This is a genomic window from Lysobacter sp. S4-A87 (genome assembly GCF_022637455.1).
In the GTDB taxonomy this organism is placed as follows: domain Bacteria; phylum Pseudomonadota; class Gammaproteobacteria; order Xanthomonadales; family Xanthomonadaceae; genus Lysobacter_J.
This window is the reverse complement of the sequence record NZ_CP093341.1, coordinates 2,593,211-2,607,344: the sequence shown is the minus strand read 5'-3', so window position 1 is coordinate 2,607,344 and position 14,134 is coordinate 2,593,211. Positions and strand designations below refer to the sequence as shown.

Annotated in this window: 15 protein-coding genes; 8 read left to right on the top strand and 7 right to left on the bottom strand. The window is 68.9% G+C overall.

The window, feature by feature from the left end:
• Position 1: 1 nt before the first annotated feature.
• From MNR01_RS11685 to MNR01_RS11675, 3 genes are all read right to left on the bottom strand, one after another.
• On the bottom strand, positions 2–682 hold the full coding sequence (locus MNR01_RS11685; protein WP_241917971.1) for an RDD family protein: 681 nt from the start codon (positions 680–682) through the stop codon (positions 2–4).
• Entirely contained in the window at positions 682–1,200 is a 519-nt protein-coding gene (locus MNR01_RS11680; protein ID WP_241917970.1) for an RDD family protein, read from the bottom strand. The genes MNR01_RS11685 and MNR01_RS11680 overlap by 1 nt, the downstream gene beginning before the upstream one ends.
• A 75-nt stretch (positions 1,201–1,275) precedes the next feature.
• Entirely contained in the window at positions 1,276–1,815 is a 540-nt protein-coding gene (locus tag MNR01_RS11675) for a gamma carbonic anhydrase family protein (protein WP_241917969.1), read from the bottom strand.
• A 94-nt stretch (positions 1,816–1,909) separates the two neighbouring features.
• Between MNR01_RS11675 and MNR01_RS11670 the strand changes: the two genes are divergently transcribed.
• The gene (locus MNR01_RS11670) at positions 1,910–3,346 is read left to right on the top strand and encodes a coniferyl aldehyde dehydrogenase (RefSeq protein WP_241917968.1); all 1,437 of its coding nucleotides are present in this window, start codon (positions 1,910–1,912) and stop codon (positions 3,344–3,346) included.
• Between the two features lie 6 nt (positions 3,347–3,352).
• Here MNR01_RS11670 and ltaE read toward each other — a convergent pair whose 3' ends face one another.
• Positions 3,353–4,363 (bottom strand): low-specificity L-threonine aldolase, encoded by a 1,011-nt coding sequence (gene ltaE / locus MNR01_RS11665; protein WP_241917967.1) that lies wholly within the window; start codon positions 4,361–4,363, stop codon positions 3,353–3,355.
• 38 nt (positions 4,364–4,401) lie between these two features.
• Positions 4,402–6,309 carry a glycosyltransferase 87 family protein gene (locus MNR01_RS11660; protein WP_241917966.1) on the bottom strand — a complete coding sequence of 636 codons (1,908 nt, stop codon included), beginning with the start codon at positions 6,307–6,309 and terminating at the stop codon, positions 4,402–4,404.
• 255 nt (positions 6,310–6,564) lie between these two features.
• On the opposite strand from MNR01_RS11660, the gene xth reads away from it, so the two are divergent.
• Positions 6,565–7,335, top strand: coding sequence for an exodeoxyribonuclease III (gene xth / locus MNR01_RS11655; RefSeq protein WP_241917965.1), 771 nt, complete (start codon positions 6,565–6,567; stop codon positions 7,333–7,335).
• A 72-nt stretch (positions 7,336–7,407) separates the two neighbouring features.
• Here the strand turns inward: xth and MNR01_RS11650 are convergent, their stop codons facing one another.
• The gene (locus MNR01_RS11650) at positions 7,408–7,677 is read right to left on the bottom strand and encodes a GlsB/YeaQ/YmgE family stress response membrane protein (protein ID WP_241920599.1); all 270 of its coding nucleotides are present in this window, start codon (positions 7,675–7,677) and stop codon (positions 7,408–7,410) included.
• A 162-nt stretch (positions 7,678–7,839) separates the two neighbouring features.
• Positions 7,840–9,195 (bottom strand): AMP-binding protein, encoded by a 1,356-nt coding sequence (locus MNR01_RS11645; protein WP_241917964.1) that lies wholly within the window; start codon positions 9,193–9,195, stop codon positions 7,840–7,842.
• Between the two features lie 81 nt (positions 9,196–9,276).
• On the opposite strand from MNR01_RS11645, the gene MNR01_RS11640 reads away from it, so the two are divergent.
• From MNR01_RS11640 to MNR01_RS11615, 6 genes are all read left to right on the top strand, one after another.
• On the top strand, positions 9,277–9,873 hold the full coding sequence (locus MNR01_RS11640; RefSeq protein WP_241917963.1) for a 4'-phosphopantetheinyl transferase superfamily protein: 597 nt from the start codon (positions 9,277–9,279) through the stop codon (positions 9,871–9,873).
• 45 nt (positions 9,874–9,918) lie between these two features.
• Positions 9,919–10,593 (top strand): 16S rRNA (guanine(527)-N(7))-methyltransferase RsmG, encoded by a 675-nt coding sequence (gene rsmG / locus MNR01_RS11635; protein WP_241917962.1) that lies wholly within the window; start codon positions 9,919–9,921, stop codon positions 10,591–10,593.
• 175 nt (positions 10,594–10,768) lie between these two features.
• Complete coding sequence (locus MNR01_RS11630) at positions 10,769–11,590, top strand: AAA family ATPase (protein ID WP_241917961.1); 822 nt, start codon at positions 10,769–10,771, stop codon at positions 11,588–11,590.
• Positions 11,587–12,492, top strand: coding sequence for a ParB/RepB/Spo0J family partition protein (locus MNR01_RS11625; RefSeq protein ID WP_241917960.1), 906 nt, complete (start codon positions 11,587–11,589; stop codon positions 12,490–12,492). Before MNR01_RS11630 ends, MNR01_RS11625 begins: the two co-directional genes overlap by 4 nt.
• Positions 12,493–12,531: 39 nt before the next feature.
• Positions 12,532–12,957 carry a hypothetical protein gene (locus MNR01_RS11620; RefSeq protein WP_241917959.1) on the top strand — a complete coding sequence of 142 codons (426 nt, stop codon included), beginning with the start codon at positions 12,532–12,534 and terminating at the stop codon, positions 12,955–12,957.
• A gap of 188 nt (positions 12,958–13,145) precedes the next feature.
• Complete coding sequence (locus tag MNR01_RS11615; RefSeq protein WP_241917958.1) at positions 13,146–14,126, top strand: NAD-dependent epimerase/dehydratase family protein; 981 nt, start codon at positions 13,146–13,148, stop codon at positions 14,124–14,126.
• The last annotated feature ends 8 nt before the right edge of the window (positions 14,127–14,134 follow it).

Genomic DNA, 14,134 nt, shown 5'->3' with positions numbered 1-14,134 from the left:
TTCAGCGCCGCCCCAGCAGCCAGTTGGCCATGCCGTACAGGCGCGTCACCGCGAGGGTGCCGCGCGCGCCGGTCAGGGGCGTTGCGAATTCGGCCAGTTCTTCCTGCCGGGCCTGGGTCAGCCGCGGCCCGCGTTCGGCGAAGGACACCAGCGCGGCCTGCTCATAGGGCTGCAGGAGCACGGGCGGTGCCATCACATGGTCGACCGGGGTCGGCGTCGGCGCCTGCGCACGGACGTCATGAACGACCAGCGTGCCGGCAACCATGTCGCCCACGCGCCGGCCCCAGGGATCGAACAGGCTGCTGACCAGGCCGGCGGCATAGCCGAACGGCAGCATGTCGACCACGCGCAGCAGATTGCGCGTGAACGCGGCCAGCCAACCCACCGGCGCGCCGTTGGCGGCGACCACGCGCAGCCCGAGCGCGCGCTTGCCGGGCGTGCGGCCGTCCCACATCGCCTCGAACAGCACCGGATAGAACCAGTACACCAGGAACAGCACGACCGCGTTGAAGCCCGCGCCGCTGCGCCCAAGCAAGCCCAGCACCATCGCCGAGAACAGCACGATGCCCAGCCGGATCGCCAGATCCAGCAACCAGGCCAGGGACCGCGGCACCGGGCCGGCCGCGGGCAGGTGAAGGGCGACACCCTCGGGTGTCACCACTTCCCGGTAGGTGTCGAGCATCAGACGTTGACGACCATCGTGTCGGCAATGTGGTCATGCAGGCAGCGGCGCTGCTCGCCGAAGATCCACAGGATGTTGGCGAGGCTGAAGATCCAGCCGACGTACGGAACCGCGCCAATCAATCCCGGCACGAAGTAGCGCAGCCAGAACAGGCGCCCCAGGCCGGCGCGGTCGCCGTCGGTACGCACGATGCGGATGCCGATCACGCGCTTGCCGATGGTCTGGCCCTCGCGACTGAGCAGGATCAGCGTGTAGATGATCAGGGCCACGTAGCCGACCACGCTGAGCAGGATCAGCGAGCCACCCAGCTCACCGATGCCGCGCTGCGGCGTGTAGCGAAGTGCACCGATGATGGCCGGAATGGCGATCACCATCGACACGCCGCCATCGACCAGTGCCGCCAGCAGGCGCGGCAGCCGTCCGGCGGTAGTGGGTTCGTCGTCGAAACGCTCCGCCGCCGTGGGCTGGACCTGCGCGGTCGGCGCCGCATACGGATTGCGGTACTCGAAACTTTCCATGTATCCCCCATTCCCTTGCGGGAATTTCCTTGCGTCTACGGTGCCCGCGACCCCCTGCCGCGGACTGCCGTCGTGCTACCCGTTCATGTCCAGGTAGCGGTCCTTCAATCGTACATAGTGCTGGGCGCTGTAGTGCAGTTGCTCGATCTCGCGCTCGCCGAGGCGGCGCACCAGCCGGGCCGGATTACCCAGCCACAGCTCGCCCTCGCCGACCTGCTTGCCCGGGGCGATCACCGCACCGGCGCCAACGAAACCATAGCGGTGCACGCGGGCGCCGTCGAGCACCCGCGCGCCCATGCCGATCAGGCAGAAGTCGTCGAGGGTGCAGGCGTGCAGGATGGCGCCGTGGCCAATGGTCACGTCGTTGCCGATCACGGTCGGTACTCCGCCGGGACGGGTGAACGGCCCCTCGTGGGTGACATGGACGATGGTGCCGTCCTGGACGTTGGTGCGGGCACCGATGTGGATGCTGTTGACGTCGCCGCGGATCACGCACATCGGCCAGATGGAGACGTCGTCGCCCATGGTGACGTCGCCGATGACGACCGCGGAGGGGTCGATGTAGACCCGCTCGCCGTGCGTCGGGAAGGTGTCGAGGTAGGGGCGCATGGTCATGGACCGATTCTAGCGGAGGGGGGGGTTGAACGGCGGTGTCGATGTCCGCCAATGCCCTGCTCGGCCCGCCCCGGCGCGGTCTACACTCACCCGTATGGACATCACCGCCGACACGCCCCTCGACGAACTGGCCGCTACCCGCGAGCGCCTGGGCCAGGCCTGGCAGAAGAAGAAGCCGGACTACGCCCAGCGCCGCGCCGACCTGTTGCGCCTGCGCGACGCGTTCCGCGCCCGCATCGCCGACATGCACGCGGCCATCCGCGCCGATTTCGGCCATCGCAGCCAGCACGAGAACCTGCTGTCGGAAGCGATGATCGTGCTGGCCGAACTCGACCATGCGCTGGGCCACCTGCGCCGGTGGATGCGCCCGCGTCGCGCCGCGGTCGGCTGGCGCTTCTGGCCGGCAAGCGCGCAGATCCGCCCGGAGCCGGTTGGCGTGGTCGGCATCCTGTCGCCGTGGAACTACCCGGTGAACCTGGCCCTGGTGCCGCTGGTGTCGGCGATCGCGGCCGGCAACCACGTCTACCTCAAGCCGTCCGAGCACGCGCCGCGCACCAGCCTGTGGATGCGCGAGCTGCTGGCCGATGTGTTCCCGGCCGACCGCGTCGCGGTTGCGCTGGGCGGGCCGGAAGTCGGATCGGCCTTTGCCGGATTGCCGTTCGACCACCTGTTGTTCACCGGTTCGACGGCGGTCGGGCGCAAGGTGATGGCTGCGGCCGCGCCCAACCTCACCCCGGTCACGCTGGAGCTGGGCGGCAAGGCACCGGCGATCGTCTGCGCCGACTACCCGCTCGACCGCGCCGCCGCGCGCATCGCCACCGGCAAGTGGTTCAACGCCGGGCAGACCTGCATCGGCGTCGACTATGTGCTGATCGATGCGGCGCGCCGCGACGCTTTCGTCGAGGCGATGAACGCCGAGTTGCGTTCGCGCTATGGCGACTTCAAGGCACCGCACGACTACACCCGCATCATCAACGACGGGCAGTTCGCGCGACTGCGCGGCTACGTCGACGATGCACGTGCGCGCGGCCTGACCGTGATCGAGCCGGTGACGCCCAACCTCGATGACGAAGCGCGCGTGCGCAATGCGCAGGACCGCCTGTTCCCGCCGACGCTGGTGCTGGATCCGCCGCGCGATGCCGAGGTGATGCGCCACGAGATCTTCGGCCCGATCCTGCCGGTGCTGGGCTACCGCACGCTCGACGAGGCGATCGCGCAGGTGCAGTCGCTCGAGCGCCCGCTGGCGCTGTACCCGTTCAGCAACGACAACAGCAAGGTCGAGAAGATCCTCGCCAACACGCTGTCCGGCGGCGTCACCGTCAACGACACGCTGTTGCACTTCGGCGCGCACGACCTGCCCTTCGGCGGCATCGGCCCCAGTGGCATCGGCGCGATCCACGGCCGCACCGGTTTCGACACCTTCAGCAAGCTGCTGCCGGTCTTCCGCCAGCGCCGCATGGCCGCCAGCGACCTGCTCAAGCCGCCGTACAGCGGCGCGATCGACAAGATGGTTCGCTGGCTGGCGAAGTAGGCCTGGCTATCCCTCTCCGCGCAGCGCCTCGATCACCCGATCGACACCCGCATCATCCACATCCAGGTGCGTCACCAGCCGGATAGCCGGCGTGTAGCCGATCGACACCCGGATGCGCGCCTGCTCCAGCACGCCGCGCAATGCATCGTGCCGCTCCACCGGTACATCGATGAACACCATGTTGGTGTGCTGCGCGACCACCCGCAGCCCGGACAAACCGCCCAGGCCATCGGCCAGCCGCTTCGCGCGGGCATGGTCATTGGCCAGTCGCGCGATGTTGTTGTCCAGCGCATAGGACCCGGCCGCGGCGAGAATGCCGGCTTGGCGCATGCCGCCGCCGACCACCTTGCGCCAGCGCCTGGCCGTGTCGATCAGCGCCTGCGTGCCCAGCAGAACCGAGCCCACCGGTGCACCCAATCCTTTCGACAGGCACACCGACACGCTGTCGAAGTGCCGCGTGATCTCGCGGGCCGGAACGCCCAGCGCCACCGCCGCGTTGAACAGCCGCGCCCCGTCCAGGTGCAGCGCCAGCCCTCGCCGGTCACACAGCGCGCGCGCCTGCGCCAGGTACGCCAGGGGCAAGGGCCGGCCGTGCCAGGTGTTCTCCAGGCACAGCAGTCGCGTGCGCGCGAAGTGCGGGTCCACCGGCTTGATGACCCGCTCGACCACGTCCAGCGGCAGGCTGCCATCGTCGGCCTGCACCACCGGCTGCGGCTGGATGGAACCCAGCACTGCGGCGCCGCCGCCTTCGTACTTGTAGGTATGCGCATCCATGCCGACGATGTACTCGTCACCACGCTGGCAGTGCGCCATCAACCCGATCAGGTTCGACTGCGTGCCGCTTGGCACGAACAGCCCGGCGGCGAAGCCCAGGTCGTCGGCCAGCCGCTGCTGCAACGCGTTGACGGTCGGGTCTTCGCCGTAGACGTCATCGCCGACGGGCGCGCGCAGCATCGCCTCGCGCATGGCGCCGGTGGGTTCGGTGACGGTGTCGCTGCGAAGGTCGATCCAGTTCATGTGCGTGTCTGTGGCGGTGGCAGTGCAGGTGGCGGGACTTACTGCTTCGAGTATGCCAGTGGCGCTGCCTGCGGCGACTCGCCGGCGTGGCGGCCCGCCCCGGCCGCGATCGCGCGCCCTCTGTCTGCCACCTCGGGTCCGGCCCACGGGGTGGTTTCGATCCGGCACCACTGATAGGGGAGCGCGTCACCTCCGATGCCTGCTTCGTGGCGGACGCACGAGCCGGCGCGCAGCGCCATCCCGTAGCTGGAAAGGATCGCATCGGCCTTCTCCTGCATCCGTGCATCCGCCGCCGCCACGTCCAGACGCTTGTGGCTGGGCAATGCGAACTCACAACCGCCGCGTGCGGCCGGCCGGGAATCAAGCTTCAGTTTCCGCGAGAGCCAGGCGATGCGGTCGCAGCGCCGGTCCAGGCCCAGCCAGGTCGCCGTGCGGTTCATGCGCGCGACTTTTCGCAACTTGCTGTCGTCGACCGCTGGCACGATGGCGAACACGCGCCCCGGGGTCGTGCCGAGTATCTGGCGGGCGCGGGGAACGTAGCCCGGCCCTTCCGGAAAGCCCGGCCCGAGGCCGACGAACCGGTACGACCGGGGCAGGAACGGCAGCATCCATGCCAGTGGCGTGATGCCCGTCATGACGACGCTCGCGGCGCGCGGCTGCTGCTCCGGCCCGGCCACGTGGAAGCCACTTCCGGTCAGCTTGGCGTTGCCCCACGTGCTCCATCCCAGCACGGCCACGATTGCGCAGGCGGTCACCGCCACACGGCCCACCTGCACGCCGCGCTGCGGAAACAGGCGCCGGGCCAGTATCCACAGCGCCAGCGGTGCGACGATCTCCGCAGCCACCAGGTAGCGATGAATGCAGAACACCGCCATCCAGACGACGAAGGACGTGGACACGAACACCAGCACCTGCCGCTCGACCGTCGTCAGCGGCCGCCCGCTGTCGCGCCGCCGCGCCATCACGGACCTCGCGCCCCAGTAGACCAGCAGCAGGTAGACGAGCAGCCACACGGCCTGGACGATCTTCAACTCGCCGACCTGGCCCGGTTCGAGGGTCATCACGGCCGGCCAGGCGACGGTCTCGGAGAGCGACTTCGGCAACCAGCGCGTGTCGGACACCATGGTCTGCGGCGCAAGCGGCGACTGGAACCACGCATTGAACTGCGGAAGCAGCGGATTGCCGAACACCGTCCACATGCGATGGAACCAGGCGCCTACCAGGGCCACGCAGGAAGCCAGCGCGAAGGTCGCCACGATGGCCACGTCGGCGAAACGCTGGCGCAAGGGTCGCTGGCTGGCGAGCAGCGCCGCCGCCACGGCAACGGCGAAGACGGCGTTGGTCAGCTTCAGCCCGACGGCCAGTCCCAACACCAACCCGCAGGCCGCCAGCCGCGGAAACGATTTGCCACCGTCATCGCGCAGGCTGATCGCCGCCAGCAACGCCGCCAGCACGAGCGGTGCGGTGGAGTTGTCCCCCATCGTGTTGCCCAGCTCCGACAGGAAGGCCCCCGACAGCACGCCAGCCAGACCCAGCAGCGGCGCGCGGCTGGCCCGCAACGGGTCATTGCCGAGCGCGACCCAGGCAATGCCTGCCACCAGGATGAAGCTCAACCCATGCCACAGGCCCATCAGGAACGCGCCGGCAAAGGGCGGCAAGTGGGTGGCCATCAAGTAGTACGGAACATCCAGCAGCGGCGGCAGATAGCTCTGCAGGCCGGCCGGCGCCAGGTCCAGTTCCAGCCGGTCGGTCAGGTAGGCGTATGCGCCGTAGAGGTGGTAGTTGCGCAGGTCGGCATTGCTGTCCTGGCCGAGCATCATCGAGGCGACGCCGGCGAGGACGGCCACTGTCACGGCGGCTGCCATGACATTGCGCCAACCGGTGAAGCCGTACCGCCGGGAGATCCACGCCATGGGGCGATGCGCCCGGTCCAGTGCAATTGCCATGACGCAAGAACCTCCCTGTCCGATTTGGAACTGTCCGATCGATTCGCCCTTGGCGTGGTGTCAGCCCAGGCGAGGGCGTGGCGGAACGTCGGCCAGCGTCGACGAAGCCAAGGCGGCAGCTCGTCCAATCGCGTCGTCATCCCCTTTCCCCGCCGGCATTGCAGCATTGCAGGCCCCGCCCGGACAAGTAGCCGCAACGCACCACCGTCACATTGCCGCAGCCCCACGCAGCCAGCGTCCGGCTAAACTTCGCCGATGAAAATCGCCAGCTGGAACGTCAATTCGCTCAACGTCCGCCTGCCGCATCTGCAGCAATGGCTGTCTCAGGCAAATCCGGACATCGTCGCGCTGCAGGAAACCAAGCTCGAGGACGAGCGCTTCCCCGACGACGACCTGCTCGCCGCGGGTTACCGCAGCGTCTTCGCCGGACAGAAGACCTACAACGGCGTGGCCGTGCTGTCGCGCGAGTCGGCCAGGGACGTGCAGATCGGCATCCCCGGCTTCGTCGACGAGCAGAAGCGCGTGTTGGCGGCGACCGTCGGCGACCTGCGCATCGTCAACCTCTACGTGGTCAACGGCCAGGACGTCGGCACCGACAAGTACGCCTACAAGTTGCGCTGGCTCGAAGCAGTGCACGACTGGCTGGCGACCGAGCTGGTGGCGCATCCGCGCATGATTGTGTTGGGCGATTTCAACATCGCCCCGGACGATCGCGACGTCCATGACGCCACGGTCTGGAACGACAGCCACATCCTCACCTCGCGCGCCGAACGCGATGCGCTGCTGAAGATCAACGCCCTGGGCCTGCACGACGCCTGGCGCGCGTTCAATCCGGAGGAGCGCCAGTTCAGCTGGTGGGATTACCGCCAGGGCGGCTTCCGCCGCAACCTCGGCCTGCGCATCGACCTGACCCTGGTGTCGGAGGCACTGCGCCCGCATAGCGTGGCCGCCGGCATCGACCGCGAGACGCGCACGTGGGACCGGCCGAGCGACCATGCCCCGGCATGGGTGCAACTGGGCAGCTGAAGCCCGCGGCAGTCGCCTCAACGCAAAAGGCCCGGCAATGCCGGGCCTTTGTGCATCGTGGGGGCAGGTGTATCAGCGCACGCGACCGCGCCTGAACAGGTTGACGATTGCCAGCAGCACGATTGCGCCGACCAGCGACATCAGCAGTCCGCTCATGCTGAAGTTGCCGTCGTTGATGTCGCCGCCAAGTCCGAACAGGCCACCCAGCCAGCCGCCGATGAAGGCGCCGATGATGCCGACGACGATGTTGAGGAACAGGCCCTGTTGCGCGTCGGTCTTCATGATCAGGCTGGCGACCCAGCCGATGACGCCGCCGACAATCAGCCAGACGAGGATGCCCATCATGCTCGTGTCTCCTTAGATCCGCGCGGAATGGTCCGTGAGAAACCTTTCGGCCCCGAAGTGGGGCGAAGCGAGTCTGGATGGGTCGACGTGATGGCGACGTCAGAAAATGCGGCGAATCGGCACCATTGAGCGTCGATTGCGCCTGTTTATGCGGCTCGCTCAGCCGTGCAGCAGCGCGGCCAGCGCGGCACGCGGCAGTTTGCCGGTCTCGTTGCGCGGCAGCGCCGCGACGCGACGCAGGGGCCGCGGCAGGAACACCGGGTCGATCTGCTGGCGCAGTGCCGACAGGATCGCCGCTTCGTCGAGCCCCGGTGCGACCGCGAGTGCCGCGATGCGGCGCACGCCCATCGCATCGGCGTCGTCGAGCTGGAACACGATGCCGTCTTCGACGCCGGGCACGGCCAGCAGCTTGCGGGTGAGGTCGCCGAGCGAGGCGCGCTTGCCGGCGATCTCGAGCATGTCGGCATTGCGACCGCGCAGTTCGAAGCGGCCGTCATGCGGATCGACTTCGACCAGGTCGGCCAGCACCACCGTCTCGGACAGGTGCGGTGCATGCACGGCGGTGCCGTCAGGCTGGGGTGCAAGGCGCACGCCGGGCAGCGGCGTCCACGCCGTTTCGCGAGCGGTACGGCGGCGCGCGATCACGCAGGTTTCGGTGGAACCGAAGACTTCGCGCACCTCGCAGCCGAAGCGTTCTTCCGCTGCCAGTGCCAGTTCGACCGGCAATGGCGCGGTCGCCGAGACGATGCCCGCCAGGGGTGGCAGGTCGACGGCGTCGGCGACGAGCGCGCGCAGGTGCACCGGCGTGGTCACCAGCAACGGCGGTGTCGGCGCGTCGTGCAGTGCACGCGCGACATCGGCCGGGAACAGCGGCCGCGCAGAATGCACGGCGACCGGTCCGAGCAGCGGCAGCAGCACCGACATCTCCATGCCGTACATGTGTTGCGGCGGGACCGTGGCGATGGCATGGGTCACGCCCGCCTCGTCGAGCAGGCCGGCCAGCGCGGCGAGGTTCTGCGCGGTACTGGCGCGGAAGCTCGCCCAGGTCTTGGCGTAGGGACGAGGCTGGCCGGTGCTGCCGGAGGTGAAGCCGATCGCGACCACCGCTTCGGGGTCGACCAGCAACGGCGCGCCGTCGAGTTGTGGCAATGGCTGCGGCAGGTGGACGCAATCGGGCGGTGCCAGTGCCAGCGCATCGTCACCGAGGCAGTAGCTGTCCGGATATTGCAGGCGCACCTGGTCGATCACTGCAGGTGCACGCGAAGGCGGCAGCAGCGTGGTCTGACCGCGCGCCGCGGCCGCGCAGAACGCCACCAGGAAGTGGTAACGGTCCTCGCACAGGTTGATCGCGTGGCGGCTGTCCGGAAGCATCGCCGCCACCGCCCGCACCTGGCGGGAGAACGTTTGGAGATCGATGGCGCCGGCGGCATCGAAGGCGATGGCATGCGCGCCGTCGCCGTGCGTGAGCGGCACGGGCAAGAGCTTGGCAGTGCTGGCGTCGACGACGGCGGACATGACGTTGATTCCTGCGGCTGGCGCCGACTTTCCCCGCATTAGCTTACGCTGGAGGCCGCCTGCGAACCCAAACGCAAGTTCATGACCCTGTCTGTCCCCCCAACGCCTTCCTCCGGTGCCGTGCGCTGGGCCTGGCGTCCGCATCTGCCGCGGCAGCCGGCGGAACCGATGGCGCGCGAGTGGCTGGCGGCCGAGCTTGGCGTCGCCGCCGCGGCCCTGCCGCTGGCCCGCGATCCGCGCGGGCGGCCCCGTCTGGGCGGCGAACTGGCCGGCTGGGACTGCAACTGGAGCCACAGCGGCGACGGCCTGCTGATCGCGCTGGGCCGGGACGTGCAGGTCGGCATCGACCTGGAACGGCTGCGCCCGCGCGCCCGCGCGCTGGAACTGGCCCAGCGCTTTTTCACCCCGACCGAAGTCGACTGGCTCCATGCCGCGCCGTCGGCGGCGGTGCGCGACCACGCCTTCCTGCGGCTGTGGTGCGCCAAGGAGGCGGTGCTGAAAGCGCATGGCCACGGCATCTCGTTCGGCCTGGACCGGTTGCGGTTCGAGGACGAGGCCGATGGCCTGCGCCTGGTGGCCTGCGATCCGGCCCTGGGGACGCCGCAGCAGTGGCAGCTGCACGAACTGCAGCCGGCGCAGGACTACCTCGGCGCCGTCGCCTGGCGGTCGTCCTTGTAGGCGCGGGTAGGAGCCGGCGCACGCATCGGCGATACTGCGCGCCGGATGAATACCCCTGCTCCCTTCGATCCGTCGCTGCGCAAGACGCTCGACGATGGCCTGCGCGCCCTCGCCCTCGATCCGGCGCTGTCGGCGCCGCTGCTCGACTACCTGGCGTTGCTGCTGCGCTGGAACAAGACCTACAACCTCACCGCGGTGCGCGACCCGCAGGAGATGGTCAGCAAGCACCTGCTCGACTCGCTGGCGATGCACCCGTTCGTCGACAGCACACATGTCGACGGCAGCGCCGCACGCGGCTTCAGCCTGGCCGACCTGGGCACCGGTGCCGGCCTGCCCGGCATCCCGCTGGCGATCGTCAAACCGGGCCTGCGCGTGACCCTGGTCGAGAGCGCGGGCAAGAAGGCACGCTTCATGCGCGAGGCGATCCGCCAGCTCGGTCTGCGCGACGTCCGCGTTGCCGAGTCGCGCATCGAGGCCGTGGCCGAGCCGGGCGAATACGACGCGATCACCGCGCGCGCCCTGGCCACGCTGCCGCTGATCATCGAACTGGGCGGTCACCTGCTCAAACCCGGCGGCTGCCTGCTGGCGATGAAGGGCGTCTACCCCAGCGACGAGATCGCGGCGCTGCCGGCCGGATGGGCCGTGCAGGATGTGCACCCGCTCACGGTTCCGGGACTGGATGCCGAGCGGCACCTGGTCGTGGTGGGACGCGCGGACTAGCCGGCCGACGACGCCAGGTCGGCGCAAGTGCTTGATCCGGGGTCGCCGCTCGTCGCCACCCCCGCCCATATCGCCCAGACAGCAAGGCGGGGACGCGGACGGGTTCGCATCCGGGCATAATCCACGGTCCGGCCCCACGCCGGTCCACTTCCGCACACAGCCCAGGACGAGCCGCATGGCCCGCATCATCGCCGTCGCCAACCAGAAAGGCGGGGTCGGCAAGACCACCACTGCCGTCAACCTGGCCGCCGCGCTCGCGCGCACGCCAAAGCGGGTGCTATTGGTGGACCTGGACCCGCAGGGCAACGCGACGATGGGCAGCGGCGTCAACAAGCGCGAGCTGGAGAACTCGATCTGCGAAGTGTTGCTGGGCGAAACGCAGGTGCGCAGCGCGATCGTGCGCACCGCCGAGGAGTTCGACCTGCTGCCGGGCAACATCGACCTGACCGCGGTCGAAGTGCAGCTGATGGCCGAACCCGGCCGCGAGCAGCGCCTGCGCCTGGCGCTGCAGGAACTGCGCCCGGACTACGACTTCATCCTGATCGACTGCCCGCCGGCGCTGTCGCTGCTCACGCTCAACGCGCTGACCGCCGCCGATTCGATCATCGTCCCGATGCAGTGCGAGTACTACGCGCTGGAAGGCCTGAGCGCGCTGGTCGACACCATCGAAGCGCTCAAGGCCAACCTCAATCCCAAGCTCGAGATCGAGGGCGTGCTGCGCACCATGTTCGACGTGCGCAACAACCTCGCCAACGCCGTCTCGGCCGAGCTGACCAACCATTTCGGCGACCGCGTCTTCCGCACCATCGTGCCGCGCAACGTGCGCCTGGCCGAGGCCCCCAGCCACGGCCAGAGCATCGTCGGTTACGACCGCGCCAGCCGCGGCGGCATCGCCTACATGGGCCTGGCCGGCGAAGTGCTGCGCCGCCAGCGCGAGCGCGACCAGGCCGCCAAGGCAGCAGCACGTCCGCCTGAAGCGAAGGAGACCACGGCATGAGCGTAGCCAAGAAGCGCGGTCTCGGCCGCGGTCTGGAAGCCCTTCTCGGCCCCAAGGCAGCGGCCGAAGCGCCGGTGCTGGAGGCGACCGAGGGCGATGTGCTGCGCAGCCTGCCGGTCGATTCGCTGACGCCGGGCAAGTACCAGCCGCGAAAGCACTGGGACCAGGACAAGCTGTCCGAGCTGGCCGAGTCGATCAAGGCGCAAGGCGTGATCCAGCCGATCGTCGTGCGCGACATCGGCGGCAAGCGCTACGAGATCATCGCCGGCGAACGCCGCTGGCGCGCCTCGCAGCTGGCCGGGCTGAACGAGATCCCGGTGGTGATCCGCGAAGTCGACGACCGCACCGTGGTCGCGATGGCGCTGATCGAGAACATCCAGCGCGAAGACCTCAATCCGCTGGAAGAAGCCACCGCGCTGCAGCGTTTGATCGACGAATTCGACCTGACCCACGCCCAGGCCGCCGAAGCGGTCGGCCGTTCGCGCGCGTCGGTGTCCAACATGCTGCGCCTGCTGGAACTGCCCAACGAGATCCGGGTGCTGCTGGAGACCCATGCGCTGGAGATGGGCCATGCCCGCGCCCTGCTGGCGCTGACGCCGCAGGCCGCGATCGCGCTGGCCCGCCAGGCCGCCGAGCATGGCTGGTCGGTGCGCGAGGTCGAGCACCGCGTGCAGCAGCTGTCGGCTGGCGTGATCCCGACCTCGGGCAGCAAGCCCAAGGCCGCCAAGGCCAAGCCGCAGGCCGACATCGCCGCGCTCGAGCGCGAGCTGTCCGAGTCGCTCAACACCAAGGTCAACGTGATGCACGGCCGTGCCGGCAAGGGCCGCCTGGTCATCCACTACAACGACCTCGACTCGCTCGAGGGCGTGCTGGAAAAGCTGCGCGGAACCGTCACCGAGTAACGCCGCCAGGCCGTCACCGAACAAAGCCAGGATGGCTTGATGAACCCCTACAGTTATCGCGTTTCGCTGCGAGCCACCCATCCCAGCGCCGACCTGGCGCCGCTGTTCCAGCAGCTGGAGCTCACGCCCCGGCGCAGCTGGCGTGCCGGGCAGGCCAAGCCGCTCGATGGCGGCCAGGGCGTCTATCGCGACAGCTACGGCTATGCCGAACTGACGCCCGACGGACAGCCGCGCGAATGGAGCCGCGAGCAGATCGAGGATTTCCTGCGCGCAGTGCACCAGCGCCTGTCGGCCCACCGCGACTGCCTGCATGCCTTTGCCGCCCAGGGCGGCCGCTGCGGACTGTTCGTCGGGCTGTTCGGCGAAGAGGCCTTCGGCTTTGAACTGCAGCCCGAACTCAGCGCCGGCCTGGCCGAACTGAAGCTGACACTGAGCTTCGACTTCCATCCCGGCAACGACGCCTGATCGGCGCTCCGACCGCTTTCCGACCTGCCCTGAGCCAAATTCACCGCCGGTTATTGCCCGGATCGGGCATCATTGGCGCCGGTCGGACAGGCCGCCGGACCGCGTGACACGCGATCGGCACCCGAATCGGCCCACCGTTGCTTCCAGGAGCAGTGGACATTGGACGAAGTCACCCCCGGACCCCACCCATGACCATCCTAGTTACCGGCGCTGCCGGCTTCATCGGCGCGTACACCTGCCGCGCATTGCGCGCGCGTGGTGCGGATGTCGTCGGCCTGGACAATTACAACGACTACTACGATCCGCAGATCAAGCGCGACCGCGTCGCCGCCCTCTGCCCGGACGTCGACATCCGCACGCTCGACCTGGGTGACCGCGATGGCCTGGCGGCCCTGTTCGACGAAGTGCAGCCGGCGCAGGTGATCCATCTGGCCGCTCAGGCTGGCGTGCGCTATTCGCTGACGCACCCGCATGCCTACGTCGACAGCAACCTGGCCGGCTTCGTCAACCTGCTCGAACTGTGCCGCCATCGCGGCGTGCAGCACCTGGTCTATGCCAGCTCGTCGTCGGTGTACGGCGACTCGGCGACGCCTCCTTTCTCCGAGGACCAGCGCATCGACCAGCCGCGCTCGCTGTACGCGGCAACCAAGGCCGCCAACGAGCTGATGGCGCACACCTACGCGCACCTGTACGACCTGCGTTCGACCGGCCTGCGCTTTTTCACCGTGTACGGCCCGTGGGGCCGACCGGACATGGCACCGCTGCTGTTCTCGCGCGCCGTCCTGGCCGGACGCCCGATCGACGTGTTCAACCACGGCAAGATGCGCCGCGACTTCACCTTCGTCGACGACATCGTCAACGGCGTGCTCGGCGCGCTCGACCATCCGCCGGCCACCGACCTGGCACCGCCGGCGGCGCCGCACCGGGTGTTCAACCTGGGCAACCACACGCCGGTGGAACTTGAGCGCTTCATCCAGGTCATAGAGGCCGCTGCCGGCCAGCAGGCCACCAAGGTCTACAAGCCGATGCAGCCGGGCGACATGGTCGAGACCATGGCCGACACTGCACGTGCGCACGCTGCGTTCGGCTTCGAGCCGGCCACGCCGATCGAGACCGGGTTGCCGCAGGTCGTCGACTGGTGCCGCGCCTATTTCGGCGACAAGGCCTGAGCCCGCAT

Coding starts and splice junctions, on each gene's coding strand:
- MNR01_RS11640 (WP_241917963.1), top strand. CDS start 9,277: ATGACCCTGTCTGTCCCCCCAACGCCTTCCTCCGGTGCCGTGCGCTGG.
- rsmG (WP_241917962.1), top strand. CDS start 9,919: ATGAATACCCCTGCTCCCTTCGATCCGTCGCTGCGCAAGACGCTCGAC.
- MNR01_RS11625 (WP_241917960.1), top strand. CDS start 11,587: ATGAGCGTAGCCAAGAAGCGCGGTCTCGGCCGCGGTCTGGAAGCCCTT.
- MNR01_RS11645 (WP_241917964.1), bottom strand. CDS start 9,195: ATGTCCGCCGTCGTCGACGCCAGCACTGCCAAGCTCTTGCCCGTGCCG.
- MNR01_RS11670 (WP_241917968.1), top strand. CDS start 1,910: ATGGACATCACCGCCGACACGCCCCTCGACGAACTGGCCGCTACCCGC.
- MNR01_RS11680 (WP_241917970.1), bottom strand. CDS start 1,200: ATGGAAAGTTTCGAGTACCGCAATCCGTATGCGGCGCCGACCGCGCAG.
- MNR01_RS11615 (WP_241917958.1), top strand. CDS start 13,146: ATGACCATCCTAGTTACCGGCGCTGCCGGCTTCATCGGCGCGTACACC.
- MNR01_RS11660 (WP_241917966.1), bottom strand. CDS start 6,309: ATGGCAATTGCACTGGACCGGGCGCATCGCCCCATGGCGTGGATCTCC.
- MNR01_RS11650 (WP_241920599.1), bottom strand. CDS start 7,677: ATGGGCATCCTCGTCTGGCTGATTGTCGGCGGCGTCATCGGCTGGGTC.
- MNR01_RS11675 (WP_241917969.1), bottom strand. CDS start 1,815: ATGACCATGCGCCCCTACCTCGACACCTTCCCGACGCACGGCGAGCGG.
- MNR01_RS11630 (WP_241917961.1), top strand. CDS start 10,769: ATGGCCCGCATCATCGCCGTCGCCAACCAGAAAGGCGGGGTCGGCAAG.
- MNR01_RS11685 (WP_241917971.1), bottom strand. CDS start 682: ATGCTCGACACCTACCGGGAAGTGGTGACACCCGAGGGTGTCGCCCTT.
- xth (WP_241917965.1), top strand. CDS start 6,565: ATGAAAATCGCCAGCTGGAACGTCAATTCGCTCAACGTCCGCCTGCCG.
- ltaE (WP_241917967.1), bottom strand. CDS start 4,363: ATGAACTGGATCGACCTTCGCAGCGACACCGTCACCGAACCCACCGGC.
- MNR01_RS11620 (WP_241917959.1), top strand. CDS start 12,532: ATGAACCCCTACAGTTATCGCGTTTCGCTGCGAGCCACCCATCCCAGC.